Genomic DNA, 12,373 nt, shown 5'->3' on the forward strand with positions numbered 1-12,373 from the left:
CATGCAAACCAATCTTGCATCCTGGGCACGCGATACCGATCTGGGCAAGGAGGCCGACGCCATCCTGCGGCGGTGCGTGCACTGCGGTTTCTGCACCGCTACCTGTCCGACGTATCAGGTGCTGGGCGACGAGCTGGACAGCCCGCGTGGGCGCATTTATCTGATCAAGCAAGTGTTGGAGGGCGCCGAGCCCACGCAGTCCACGCAGCAGCATCTGGACCGCTGCCTGACTTGCCGCAATTGCGAAACCACTTGTCCGTCCGGCGTCCAGTATGGCCATCTGGTGGATATCGGCCGCAAGATCGTGGAAGAGCGCGTGCCGCGCAGCTGGGCCGACAAGACCAAACGCAGCTTGTTGCGCAAGACCATGCTGTCGCCGCTGTTCGCGCCCGCGATGCGGCTGGGGCAGGCGGTGCGCGGCATGCTGCCGGAGGCGCTCAAGCGCAAGGTGCCGGAACGCCGCGCGGCGGGGCCGCTGCCGCAGGTGGCGGGCCATGCGCGGCAGGTGCTGATGCTGGCGGGATGCGTGCAGCCCGCCATGATGCCAACCATCGATGCGGCCACCATCCGCGTGCTGGACGCGGTGGGCATAGGCGCGCGCATCGCGCCCGGCGCTGGCTGTTGCGGCGCGGCCAGTTTCCACCTGGACGCGCAGGAAGAGGCCTTGGTGCAGATGCGCGCCAACGTCGATGCCTGGTGGCCGCTGGTGCAGGATGGCAAGGTCGAGGCCATCGTGATGAACGCGTCGGGCTGCGGCGCCATGGTCAAGGAGTATGCGCATCACCTGCGGCACGATCCGGCCTACGCGCAAAAGGCCGCGGACATCGTGGCGCTGGTGAAGGATGTGGCCGAGATCGTCGCGCCGCATGCGGCGCAATTGCGCGCGCGGCTGCCTGCGGGCACGCGCGCGGCATTCCATCCGCCATGCACGCTGCAGCATTGGCAGGGCCTGCGGCCGCTGTCGGAACAATTGCTGGCGGATCTGGGTTTTGCGTTGCAGCCGTTCGCCGACAAGCACTTGTGCTGCGGTTCGGCGGGCGCCTATTCGGTATTGAATCCGGAGATTGCGCTGGAACTGCGCGACCGCAAGCTGGGCGCGATCGCCGCGGGCGGACCGGACGTGATCCTGTCAGCCAACATCGGCTGCATCGGCCATTTGCAAAGCGGCACCGACACGCCGGTGCGGCATTGGATCGAAGTGGTTGACGAGCAATTGCGCCAGCCTGCGGGCCAGCGCGGCGCGTAGGCGCCGGACGCCTGGCGGCATCCGGCGCCGGGCGTCTTACTCCACGGCCTTGACCATGTCTTCAAGCACCTTCTTGGCGTCGCCGAAAACCATCATCGTGCGGTCCATGTAGAAGAGCTCATTGTCCAGGCCCGCGTAGCCCGATGCCATGGACCGCTTGTTCACGATCACGGTGCGGGCCTTGTAGGCTTCCAGGATGGGCATGCCGGCAATGGGCGACTTCGGGTCGTTCTTGGCGGCCGGGTTGACCACGTCGTTCGCGCCCAGCACCAGCACCACGTCGGTCTGGCCGAACTCGCTGTTGATGTCTTCCATTTCGAAGACCTGGTCGTAGGGCACCTCGGCCTCGGCCAGCAGCACGTTCATGTGCCCGGGCATGCGTCCCGCCACCGGGTGGATGGCGTACTTGACCGTCACGCCGCGCTCGGTGAGCTTTTCCGCCAGTTCCTTCAGCGCGTGCTGCGCGCGCGCCACCGCCAGGCCGTAGCCGGGAACGATGGTCACGCTTTCGGCGTTGGTCATCAGGAAGGCGGCGTCGTCGGGACTGCCCGACTTGACGCTGCGCTGCTGCGCATCGCCCGCCGCAGCAGCGCCGCCAGCCTGGCCTCCGAAGCCGCCCAGGATCACGTTGAAGAACGAACGGTTCATCGCCTTGCACATGATGTAGGACAGGATCGCGCCCGAGGAACCCACCAGCGAACCGGCGATGATCAGCATGGGGTTGTTCAGCGAGAAACCGATGCCGGCCGCCGCCCAGCCCGAGTAGCTGTTCAGCATGGACACCACCACCGGCATGTCGGCGCCGCCGATCGGGATGATGATCAGCACGCCCAGCACGAAGGCGATGAGCGTCATGATGATGAAGGGCGTCCATTCCTGCGTGAGCATGAACCAGATGCCGCAAGCCAGCATCAGCAGCGCCAGCGCCAGGTTCAGCATGTGCTGGCCCGAGAACACCACCGGCGCGCCCTGGAACAGGCGGAACTTGTACTTGCCCGACAGTTTGCCGAAGGCAATGACCGACCCCGAGAACGTGATGGCGCCGACGAAAGTGCCGATGAACAGCTCGAAGCGGTTGCCGGTGGGAATCGGCACGCCGACGGGCACGATGCCGAAGGCATGCGGCTCCGCCACCACGGCCACCGCGATGGCGACCGCCGCCAGGCCGATCATGCTGTGCATGAAGGCGACCAGCTCGGGCATCTTGGTCATCTCGACGCGCTTGGCCATCAGCGTGCCGATGGAGCCGCCCACCAGCAGGCCCAGCACGACCCAGCCCAGGCCGATGGTGGCGGCGCCGTCGCGCGCCAGGCCGACGATGAGCGCGGCCGTGGTCAGCACGGCGATCGCCATGCCGGCCATGCCGAACGCATTGCCGAGTCGCGACGTGGTCGGATGCGACAGGCCCTTGAGCGCCTGGATGAAGCAGACCGAGGCGATCAGGTACAGCAGGGTGACGAGGTTCAGCGAGATCATTTCGCTTCCTCCTTGCCCGCCTTGCGGTCCTTTTTCTTGAACATTTCCAGCATGCGCCGGGTCACGAGAAAGCCGCCGAACACGTTGACCGCGGCCAGCGCCACGGCGAACACGCCCATGCCGCGCGCCAGTCCGCCTTCGGTCAGCGCGGCCGCCAGCATGGCGCCCACGATGATGATGGCGGAGATGGCGTTGGTGACTGCCATCAAGGGCGTGTGCAGGGCGGGGGTGACGTTCCACACGACGTGGTAGCCGACATAGATGGCCAGCACGAAGATGATGAGATTCATCAGGGTGGGGTTGATCGCTTCCATGCTGTTAGTTCCTCCGCGCCACGTTGCCGCCTTCGCACACCAGGCAGGCCGCGACGATCTCGTCGTCGCGCTGGATCGCCAGCGCGCCGTCCGCATTGATGATGAGCTTCAGGAAATCCTGGATGTTGCGCGCATAGAGCGCCGAAGCGTCGGTCGCGACCAGGCCGGGCAGATTGGTCAGCCCGATGATCGTCACGCCATGCTTTTCCACCACCAGGCCTTTCTCGGACAACGGGCAATTGCCGCCGCGCTCGACCGCCAGGTCCACCAGCACCGAGCCCGGCTTCATGGCCGCGACGGTTTCCGCGGACACCAGTGTGGGGGCGGGGCGGCCGGGAATCAGCGCGGTGGTGATGACGATGTCGGCCTGCTTGCAGCGTTCGGACACGAGCGCGGCCTGCCGAGCCATCCAGGCGGGCGGCATGGGCCGGGCGTAGCCGCCCGTGCCTTGCGCGATCTCGCGTTCTTCGTCCGTTTCGAAAGGGACGTCGATGAACTTGGCGCCCAGCGATTCCACCTGTTCGCGCGCGGCGGGACGCACGTCCGAGGCTTCGACCACCGCGCCCAGCCGCTTGGCGGTGGCGATGGCCTGCAGCCCGGCCACGCCGGTGCCCAGCACGACGGCGCGGGCGGCCTTCAGCGTGCCCGCGGCGGTCATCATCATGGGTATCAGGCGGCCGTAGTGGTGCGCCGCCAGCAGCACGGCCTTGTAGCCGGCCAGGTTGGCCTGCGAGGACAGCACGTCCAGGCTTTGGGCCCGCGTGATGCGGGGCGCGGCTTCCAGCGCGAATCCGGTGAGTCCGGCGGCCGCGATCTGCTGGATGCCTTCGGCGTCGAAGGGATCCAGCATGCCGACCACGACGGCGCCGGATTTCATCTGGGGCAGTTCCGCGGCAGAAGGCGCGCGCACCTTCATGACGAGTTCTGCCCCCAACGCGTCCTGGGCGCTGCCGAGCGTTGCGCCCGCTGCCTCATAGGCTTCGTCGAGATAGCGGGCGGCAGTGCCTGCCCCGCGCTCCACGATGACGGTGTGTTTTCCGCCTACGTACTTCTTGACGGTCTCCGGTGTTGCTGCGACACGAGTTTCCCCGTCTCGGGTTTCTTTTGGTATCCCGATGTGCATCTACGCCTCTCCTCATTAGTTGGCATCAGTTATACACGGGAAAGTGAAAGGAAAGGTGTCGCGCCCCTGGGAAGTGAGGGAGAAGAACCAAGGTTGCATCGGCCAGCCGATGCCCGGCGGCAGACCAAAAAAAACCCCATGGCGAACCATGGGGCTGGGGTCTTGCAACCCAACTGCTCCGGCCAGTCTGACTTTTGCGCTGGCCGGCACCTGCGCGCAAACGTCCGGCGTCAAGCCGTTTGCGCGCGAGTCCAGGTGATCAGCGCGGCGGTGAGTTCGCGCAGATCGGCCTTCAGGCGGCCGTAGTTTTCGGAAGGACGCAGCGAAACTTCGTCCATGTAGAGTTTGCGGTTGATCTCGATCTGCAGACTGTGGCGGCCTTCTTCGGGGCGGCCGAAGGCGCGCACCAGCTCCACGCCCTTGTAGGGATCGTTGACGGTCACGTTGTAGCCGCGTTCGCGCAGCCAGGCGGCGATGAATTCACGGAAGGCCGGGTCGCTGGTGCTGCCGTCGCGGTCGCCCAGCACGAAGTCGGGGTGGACCAGGCCCGGGCGGTCGGTGGCGTAGGCGCCGGCGACGCTGGGCATGGAGTGGCAGTTGATGTGCCAGACCTTGCCGAACTTCTTGTGGGCTGCGTCCAGCACCTGGCCCAGCGCGGCGTGGTAGGGCTTCCAGCAGGCGTCGATGCGGTGGCGCACTTCCGCGACCGTGAGCTTGCGGTTGTAGAGCGGCGTGCCGTCGTCCAGCATGCGCCAGATCAGGCCCTTGCCCAGCTTGACCTTGGGCGAGGCGTTGATGGCGTCGGGCCAGGCGGCGTCCAGCAGCAATTCGTCGATTTCGTCGGGCGAGCGGTTGGCGTCGATGTAGGCGCGCGGGAACGCGGCGGCAATCATCGGCACGCCCATTTCGATGGCGTCGCCCCACAGGTCGTCAACCCAGGTGTCCTCGGCGGTGCGCAATGCGCCAAAGTCCACCGCAGCCGCGAAATCGGGGGGGTAGGCGGTGCCGCTGTGCGGGGAGTCCAGCACAAGGGGAGCCGAGGAGTCCGAATCAGGATATTGCTGCGGAAGGTCGAGCCGGTAAGACAGGGGTTGGGTAATTCGCATAAGGGGGTGTTGCGTTCGTTAATCGGAGGTCCTCGCGCACCGGCGGGCGCGCGAGGACCGAAGATCGCTTAGTCGATCTTCACGTTGGCTTCTTTGGCGATGCGCTTGTTCTTGGCGATTTCAGCCGAGATCTGCGCCGCGAATTCGGCCGGAGTGTTGGCGGCCGGCGCGGCGCCCAGGGCTTCCAGGCGGGTCTTGACGTCGGCTTCGGCGCTGACCTTCTGCACGGCTGCGTTCAGCTTGTCCAGCACGGGCTGGGGCAGCTTGGCGGGAGCCACCAGGCCGAACCAGGACGCGTCGTTCACGGCCGGCAGGCCGGCTTCGGCGAACGTGGGCACGTCGGGCAGGGCGGCCACGCGCTTGGGCGAGGCCACGGCCATGGCGACCAGGCGGCCGGATTGCACGTGCGGCAGCGAGGAGGGCAGGTTGTCATACATGACGTCGACCTGGCCGGCCAGCGCGTCGTTCAGCGCCGGGCCCACGCCGCGGTACGGCACGTGCATCAGGTTGGTGCCCGAAGCCATCTTGAACAGTTCGCCCATCATGTGCGAGACCGAACCGTTGCCGGCCGACGCGTAGGTCAGCTTGCCCGGCTCGCTCTTGGCCAGCTTGATGAAGTCGGCGATGTTCTTGGCCTGGACCTTCGGGTTGATGGTCATGATGTTGGGCACGGCCGCCAGGTTCGAGATGGGCGTGAAGTCCTTCTCGCCATCGAACGGCAGGTTCGGGTAGATGGCCGGGTTGATGCCGTGCGTGCTCACGGTGGCGATGCCCAGGGTGTAGCCGTCCGGCGCGCTGCTGGCGACGAAGGCGCTGCCGATCGAACCGCCGGCGCCGCCGCGGTTTTCCACCACGACGGTCTGGCCCAGCTCCTTGCCCAGCTTGTCGGCGAACAGGCGACCGACGATGTCGGTGGTGCCGCCGGGCGGGAAGGGAACGATCAGGCGGATGGGCTTGGTCGGATACGCGTCTTCAGCGTGCGCGATACCCGAGGTCAGCGGCGCGGCGAGGGTCGCGGCGGCGACGCACAGGCCCAGTACTACGTTACGGCGTTGCATGGATTCCCCTAATGAATTGGAAAGCGGATGCGCAAAGGCAGACGCAAACGCAACGATTCTTTCCTGGCGGTCCGGTTTGCGCAAACGAAAGTTTCTCCGTAAGCTATGACTTTTTTTCATGCCTCTTTTCGCGGCGGCCCGGAACAGGGCCGTTTTCGTTGCGCGGCCTGAAACAATTTGCGTACCTTATCCATGCGGCGATTCTGTCCCTCACTCACGGATCTCCAGGCGTTCGAAGTCGCCGCGAGACATAGCAGTTTCACGCGCGCGGCGCAGGAATTGTGTGTCACGCAGGGCGCGGTCAGTAAGCAGGTGAAACATCTGGAGGAGTTCGTCGGCATCGAACTATTCCTGCGAATCAGGCAAGGCCTGGTCCTGACCGAGGCCGGACGCAGTTACCTGACCAAGATCCAGGCCGGGCTGGGCCAGATCGAAGCCGCCACCGTGGAACTGATCGCGCACCAGGGGCAGGGCGGCACGCTCAACCTGACCTGTATGCCGACTTTCGGGGCGCGCTGGCTGATCCCGCGCCTGACCGCCTTCATGCGCCTGCGGCCGGACATCCACGTCGAATTCCTGCCTCACCGCCAGGGCTATGATTTCTCCACCCCTGAACTGGACGCTGCCGTGCGCTTCGGCGAAGGCATCTGGCCGGGCAGTGGGGCGGACTACATCGTCGGCCGCGAAATCCTGCCGGTCTGCAGCCCGCGCCTGATCCCGGGCGGCTGTGCGGCGCCCGCGGACCTGCTGGCCTATCCGCTGCTGCACCATACCTCGGCGCTGGAAGGCTGGCGCGACTGGTTCGAGCAGGCTGGATGCGATACCCGGCGCAGCCTGGAAGGCGCGCGCTTCGACCAGTACGCGCTGCTGTCGCAGGCGGCCGCGGCCGGCTTCGGCGTGGCGCTGATTCCGCGCTGCCTGATCGAGGACGAGCTGCGCGACGGCAAGCTGGCCGTCGCCATCCAGCTGCCGATACGGGCGCGCATGGGGTACTACCTGTGCTATCCGGAGCAGAAGGCCAACCTGCCCACCCTGCAGGCTTTCCGTACCTGGCTGATGGAAGTGTCGCGGGCGGCCGAGCCGCAGCCGCAGGAAGATGTACGGACCGATCTAAAATAGACCCATCATGAGTCAAAAACTTACCAAGAAAGGCCGCGTTGTCGTCGGCATGTCCGGCGGGGTCGATTCTTCGGTCACCGCCTGGCTGCTCAAGCAGCAAGGCTACGAGGTCGTCGGCCTGTTCATGAAGAACTGGGAAGACGACGACGATTCCGAATACTGTTCCACCCGCCAGGACCTGCTGGACGCCGCCAGCGTCGCGGATCTGGTCGGGGTCGAGTTCGAGTTCGTCAATTTCGCCGCCGAATACAAGGACCGCGTGTTCGCGGAGTTCCTGCGCGAGTACTCCGCGGGCCGCACGCCCAACCCGGACGTGCTGTGCAATGCCGAGATCAAGTTCAAGGCCTTCCTCGACCATGCCATGGCGCTGGGCGCCGAGCATATCGCCACCGGCCACTACGCGCGGGTGCGCGAGGTGCCGGCCGAAGGCGGCGGCACGCAGTTCCAGCTGCTCAAGGCGCTGGATGCGTCCAAGGACCAGAGCTACTTCCTGCACCGCCTGAATCAGGCGCAGTTGTCGCGCACCATGTTCCCGCTGGGCGAGATCCACAAGACCGAGGTGCGGCGTATCGCGCACGAGATCGGCCTGCATAACGCCGCCAAGAAGGATTCCACGGGTATCTGCTTCATCGGCGAGCGGCCGTTCCGCGAGTTCCTGAATCGCTACCTGCCGACCGAGCCGGGTCCGATCATGACGCCGGAAGGTCAGAAGGTAGGCCGTCACGAAGGGCTGTCGTTCTATACGCTAGGCCAGCGCAAGGGCCTGGGCGTGGGCGGGGTGAAGGGGCGCCAGCGCGAGGACGGCACGGCCGAAGCCTGGTACGTGGCGCGCAAGGACCTGGAGCGCAATGTGCTCTACGTGGTGCAGGGGCATGACCATCCCTGGCTGCTGTCGGGCGAGCTGCGGGCGCAGGACGCGAGCTGGGTCGCCGGCCACGCGCCAGCCCCGGGCGCCTATGGCGCCAAGACGCGCTACCGCCAGGCCGATGCCGCGTGCAGTCTGGCTGGCGCTGCCGACGGCACCTTCAGCCTGAGCTTTACCGAACCGCAGTGGGCGGTCACGCCCGGACAGTCCGCCGTGCTTTACGATGGCGAGGTTTGCCTGGGCGGCGGCATCATCCTGTAGGTATGGGCGCCGCGCCGGCATCCGCCGCGTGGCGTGCACGGATTTCAATCAAAGCCCCTCGGGCGCGGCCCTTGGGGCTTTGTTCATTACCAAGAAGAAAGAGGAGACAGTTGTGGATGTAACGATGGTGATTTGCCTGCTGGTGCTGGGCGGCGTGGTGGGTTTCGCCGCGGGCCTGCTGGGCATAGGCGGAGGCATGTTGCTGGTGCCTTTCCTGACGATGCTGTTCGCGTGGAAGGGCATGCCCGCCGACCTGGTTGTTCATGCCGCCATCGCCACGTCGATGACCTCGATCCTGTTCACCTCCATTTCCAGCGTGCGGGCGCACCAGCAGCGCGGCACGATCAAATGGAACATCGTCTGGGCGATGGCGCCGGGCATCATCATCGGCGGCCTCCTTTCGGGCGGCGCGGTCTTTGCCGCGCTCAGCACGCTGTGGCTGTCGCTGTTCTTCGCGCTGTTCGTCGGCTATTCCGGCTGGAGCATGCTGCAGAACAAGAAGCCCAAGCCCAGCCGCCAGATGCCGGGCGTGGTGGGCACCAGCGCGGCTGGCGCGGGCATCGGCTTTCTGTCCGGCCTGGTGGGCGCGGGCGGCGGTTTCCTGTCGGTGCCTTTCATGGTCTGGTGCAACGTGGCCCTGCACAACGCGGTGTCGACTTCGGCCGCGCTGGGCTTTCCCATCGCGCTGGCCAATAGCGTCGGTTACGTGGTGTCGGGCCTGAACTCGGGCGAGACACGTCCGGGAATGCTGGGCTACATCTACTGGCCGGCATTGATTGCGCTGGTGTGTACCAGCGTGCTGACGGCGCCTTTGGGTGCGCGCATGGCGCACCGCCTGCCGGTGCAGACGCTCAAGCGCGTATTCGCCTGCCTGCTGTTCGCGCTGGCCGCGTACATGCTGTTCAAGGCCTGGCAGACGTTCAACGCCTGAGCCAGGTAGGGCTGCGCCGATAGAAAGGCGCAGCTCACGCAAAAGCGCCACCGATGCAGAAGCACAGGCGGCGCAGAGGCAAAGGCAGAACGGAAGCGCGGGCGGAGCAGGGGCGAGGCCAAGTAGAAGCCGGGCCGCACGGATCCGGCTCCGCCGGTCCGTAGCGGCGCCCCCTGGGGGGAGGCGCGCAGCGCCTCGGGGGGGGCTTATCCTGGAACGGTATCGATGAAGGACTGGCGCTGCGACAGCTTGTCGTACAGGCGGGCCAGGTTCTGGTGGTTGGTGCGCCAGTCGAGCGCGGCGAAGCGCAGGTCCAGATAGCCCAGCGCGCAGCCGACGGCGATGTCGGCCAGGCTGTAGTTGATGCCCATGCAGTGGGCGTTGTCGCCCAGGCTCTTGTTCATCGCGTCAAGGCTGGCATGGATCTTGGAATACTGGCGCTCGATCCATTCGGGGCTGCGCTGAGCCTCGGGACGCTGGTTTTCCTTGACGATGGTCACGCAGGCGTCCAGGAGGCCATCGGCGATGGCTTCCCAGCACTTGACCGCGGCGCGATCGCGCCCCGGCTGAGGAATCAGGCGGGCAACAGGGGACAGGGTGTCGACGTATTCGACGATGACGCGCGAATCGAAGAGGGCGCCGCCATCTTCCATGACCAGGCAAGGTACCTTGCCCAGCGGGTTGTACGTTTGGATCTGCGTGTCGGCGGACCAGACGTTTTCGAGTTCAAGCCGGTAGTCCAGCTTTTTCTCGGCCATGACGATACGCACTTTGCGCACGTAAGGACTGGTAAGCGAGCCGATCAGTTTCATGGAGTCACAAGCGGAGTCGGAAAGCGGCCGAAGTATAGCAGGCCGCATGACGGCAAGACGGCCAAAAGGCCGGAATCTTCGTCAGTTTGCCACAATGTTGCGCGCTTCCGGATGATAAAATCGCCCGATTCGCTCATTCCCCGCTTTTTCTCTTCCAGACCATGCAAATCGCCGATCAGCTCAGCCAACTCAACGCCCTTTCGCCACTGGATGGCCGGTACGCTTCCCGGGGCGACGCGCTGCGCGGCCTGCTCTCCGAAGCCGGTTTCATGGCGCACCGCGTCGAGGTCGAGGTGGCCTGGCTGGTCGCGCTGTCCGACGCCGGCCTGCCGGAGCTGCCCGCCTTCTCCGAAGCCGCCCGCGCCCGCCTGCAACAATTGGTGGGCGACTTCTCCGAGGCCGACGCCGCCCGCATCAAGGACATCGAACGCGTCACCAACCATGACGTCAAGGCCGTCGAGTACTGGCTGAAGGAAAAAGTGGCCGATGACGCCGAGCTGGCCCGCGCCGCCGAGTTCATCCACTTCGCCTGCACCTCCGAGGACATCAACAACACCTCGCACGCGCTGATGCTGACGCGCGCCCGCAACGAGGTCGTGGTGCCGCGCCTGCGCGAACTCGCCGCCAAGCTGAACGACATGGCGGTGGCCCAGGCCGATCAGCCCATGCTGTCGCGTACCCACGGCCAGCCCGCCAGCCCGACGACGCTGGGCAAGGAATTCGCCAACGTGGCCGCGCGCCTGAACCGCGCCATCGCCGCGGTCGAGGCCGTCGAACCGCTGGCCAAGCTGAACGGCGCCACCGGCAACTACAACGCGCACCTGTCGGCCTACCCCGAAATCGACTGGCCCGCCTTCAGCCAGCGCGTGCTGGCCGGCCTGGGCCTGACCCAGAACCGCCACACCATCCAGATCGAACCGCATGACTGGATGTCGGCCCTGTTCGACGCCATCACGCGCGCCAACATCATCGTGCTGGACCTGGATCGCGACGTCTGGGGTTACGTGGCGCTGGGCTATTTCAAGCAGCGCCTGAAGGAAGGCGAGGTCGGTTCCTCCACCATGCCGCACAAGGTCAACCCGATCGACTTCGAAAACTCCGAAGGCAACCTTGGCCTGGCCAACGCCGTGCTGCGCCACCTCGCGGACAAGCTGCCGATCTCCCGCTGGCAGCGCGACCTGACCGACTCCACCGTCCTGCGCAACCTGGGCGTGGGCCTGGGCTACTGCCTGGTGGCTTGGGATGCCTGCATGCGCGGCCTGGGCAAGCTTGAAGTCAACACCGTCGCCATCGACGCCGACATCGACGCCTGCTGGGAAGTGCTGGCCGAGCCGGTGCAGACCGTCATGCGCCGCTATGGCCTGCCGCAGCCGTACGAACAGCTCAAGGCCTTGACGCGCGGCAAGGGCATCACCGAGGAAGGCCTGCGAGAATTCATCCAGGGCCTGGCCCTGCCCGAAGAGCCCAAGGCGCGCCTGTTGGCGATGACCCCGCGCTCCTACATCGGGCTGGCCGCTGACTTGGCCCGGGCGGTATAGTCGCCTTGCCGCGCGCCCGGGGTGCGCGGCTTCTGTTGACCTTACGGGAGATTGCAATGAAGAAGTTGTCCACGCTCGCCGCGTTGGCCTGTATGACGGTTGGGCCCCTGCTGGCGACGAGCGCGTCCGCGCAGTTCGCCAAGCCCGAGGACGCCATCAAGTACCGCCAGTCGGCGCTGACGCTGATGGCTTCCCACTTCGGCCGCATGGCGCCGGTGGTCAAGGGCCAGCAGCCCTATGACGCCGCGCAGATCAAGGCCAATGTGGAAGTGCTGAAGACCTTGTCGGCCTTGCCGTGGACGGCTTTTGGCGCCGGAACCGAAGGCGGTGACGCGCGTCCTGAAGTCTGGAGCGACGCCGCGGGCTTCAAGCAGAAGCAGCAGGCCTTCCAGGACAATATCGTCAAGCTGTCGGCCGCTGCCGATGCCGGCGACCTGGACAAGCTGCGCGCTGCATTCGGCGACGTCGGCGCAAGCTGCAAGGCCTGTCACGACGCGTATCGCAAGAAGAAATAAAGCGCCTGC

The 12,373-nt window shown here is 65.9% G+C and carries 12 protein-coding genes; 6 read left to right on the forward strand and 6 right to left on the reverse strand.

The window, feature by feature from the left end; translation table 11 throughout:
- Nucleotide 1: 1 nt before the first annotated feature.
- A complete protein-coding gene (gene glcF / locus IB259_RS21270; RefSeq protein ID WP_192330055.1) occupies nt 2-1,246 on the forward strand; it encodes a glycolate oxidase subunit GlcF in 1,245 nt (414 codons plus the stop codon).
- Between the two features lie 36 nt (nt 1,247-1,282).
- On the opposite strand, the gene IB259_RS21275 is transcribed toward glcF, so the two are convergent.
- The 5 genes from IB259_RS21275 to IB259_RS21295 form a co-directional block, all read right to left on the reverse strand.
- The gene (locus IB259_RS21275; protein WP_054451093.1) at nt 1,283-2,722 is read right to left on the reverse strand and encodes an NAD(P)(+) transhydrogenase (Re/Si-specific) subunit beta; all 1,440 of its coding nucleotides are present in this window, start codon (nt 2,720-2,722) and stop codon (nt 1,283-1,285) included.
- Nucleotides 2,719-3,036 carry an NAD(P) transhydrogenase subunit alpha gene (locus IB259_RS21280; protein WP_013392581.1) on the reverse strand — a complete coding sequence of 106 codons (318 nt, stop codon included), beginning with the start codon at nt 3,034-3,036 and terminating at the stop codon, nt 2,719-2,721. The genes IB259_RS21275 and IB259_RS21280 overlap by 4 nt, the downstream gene beginning before the upstream one ends.
- Nucleotides 3,037-3,040: 4 nt before the next feature.
- Nucleotides 3,041-4,159, reverse strand: coding sequence for a Re/Si-specific NAD(P)(+) transhydrogenase subunit alpha (locus IB259_RS21285; protein ID WP_054451094.1), 1,119 nt, complete (start codon nt 4,157-4,159; stop codon nt 3,041-3,043).
- Between the two features lie 230 nt (nt 4,160-4,389).
- Nucleotides 4,390-5,265 carry an N-formylglutamate amidohydrolase gene (locus tag IB259_RS21290; RefSeq protein ID WP_054451095.1) on the reverse strand — a complete coding sequence of 292 codons (876 nt, stop codon included), beginning with the start codon at nt 5,263-5,265 and terminating at the stop codon, nt 4,390-4,392.
- 68 nt (nt 5,266-5,333) lie between these two features.
- Entirely contained in the window at nt 5,334-6,323 is a 990-nt protein-coding gene (locus IB259_RS21295; protein WP_192330057.1) for a tripartite tricarboxylate transporter substrate binding protein, read from the reverse strand.
- A gap of 192 nt (nt 6,324-6,515) precedes the next feature.
- Here IB259_RS21295 and gcvA point away from each other — a divergent pair, with 192 nt between their 5' ends.
- The 3 genes from gcvA to IB259_RS21310 all read left to right on the forward strand — a co-directional run bounded on the left by gcvA (nt 6,516) and on the right by IB259_RS21310 (nt 9,499).
- Nucleotides 6,516-7,442, forward strand: a complete 927-nt coding sequence (gene gcvA, locus IB259_RS21300) for a transcriptional regulator GcvA (protein WP_054451097.1) — start codon at nt 6,516-6,518, stop codon at nt 7,440-7,442.
- Between the two features lie 7 nt (nt 7,443-7,449).
- Nucleotides 7,450-8,568 carry a tRNA 2-thiouridine(34) synthase MnmA gene (gene mnmA / locus IB259_RS21305; RefSeq protein WP_054451098.1) on the forward strand — a complete coding sequence of 373 codons (1,119 nt, stop codon included), beginning with the start codon at nt 7,450-7,452 and terminating at the stop codon, nt 8,566-8,568.
- A 112-nt stretch (nt 8,569-8,680) separates the two neighbouring features.
- Nucleotides 8,681-9,499: a sulfite exporter TauE/SafE family protein gene (locus IB259_RS21310; RefSeq protein WP_054451099.1), complete on the forward strand. Its 819-nt coding sequence runs from the start codon at nt 8,681-8,683 to the stop codon at nt 9,497-9,499.
- Nucleotides 9,500-9,705: 206 nt separating this feature from the next.
- Here IB259_RS21310 and IB259_RS21315 read toward each other — a convergent pair whose 3' ends face one another.
- On the reverse strand, nt 9,706-10,311 hold the full coding sequence (locus IB259_RS21315) for a glutathione S-transferase (protein ID WP_054451100.1): 606 nt from the start codon (nt 10,309-10,311) through the stop codon (nt 9,706-9,708).
- 161 nt (nt 10,312-10,472) lie between these two features.
- On the opposite strand from IB259_RS21315, the gene purB reads away from it, so the two are divergent.
- Both purB and IB259_RS21325 read left to right on the forward strand, forming a co-directional pair.
- A complete protein-coding gene (gene purB / locus IB259_RS21320; RefSeq protein WP_192330059.1) occupies nt 10,473-11,849 on the forward strand; it encodes an adenylosuccinate lyase in 1,377 nt (458 codons plus the stop codon).
- Nucleotides 11,850-11,905: 56 nt separating this feature from the next.
- Nucleotides 11,906-12,364, forward strand: coding sequence for a cytochrome c (locus IB259_RS21325; RefSeq protein WP_054451102.1), 459 nt, complete (start codon nt 11,906-11,908; stop codon nt 12,362-12,364).
- Nucleotides 12,365-12,373 lie beyond the last annotated feature (9 nt).

This window comes from Achromobacter sp. ACM04, assembly GCF_014851465.1.
Lineage (GTDB): Bacteria > Pseudomonadota > Gammaproteobacteria > Burkholderiales > Burkholderiaceae_B > Achromobacter > Achromobacter aegrifaciens.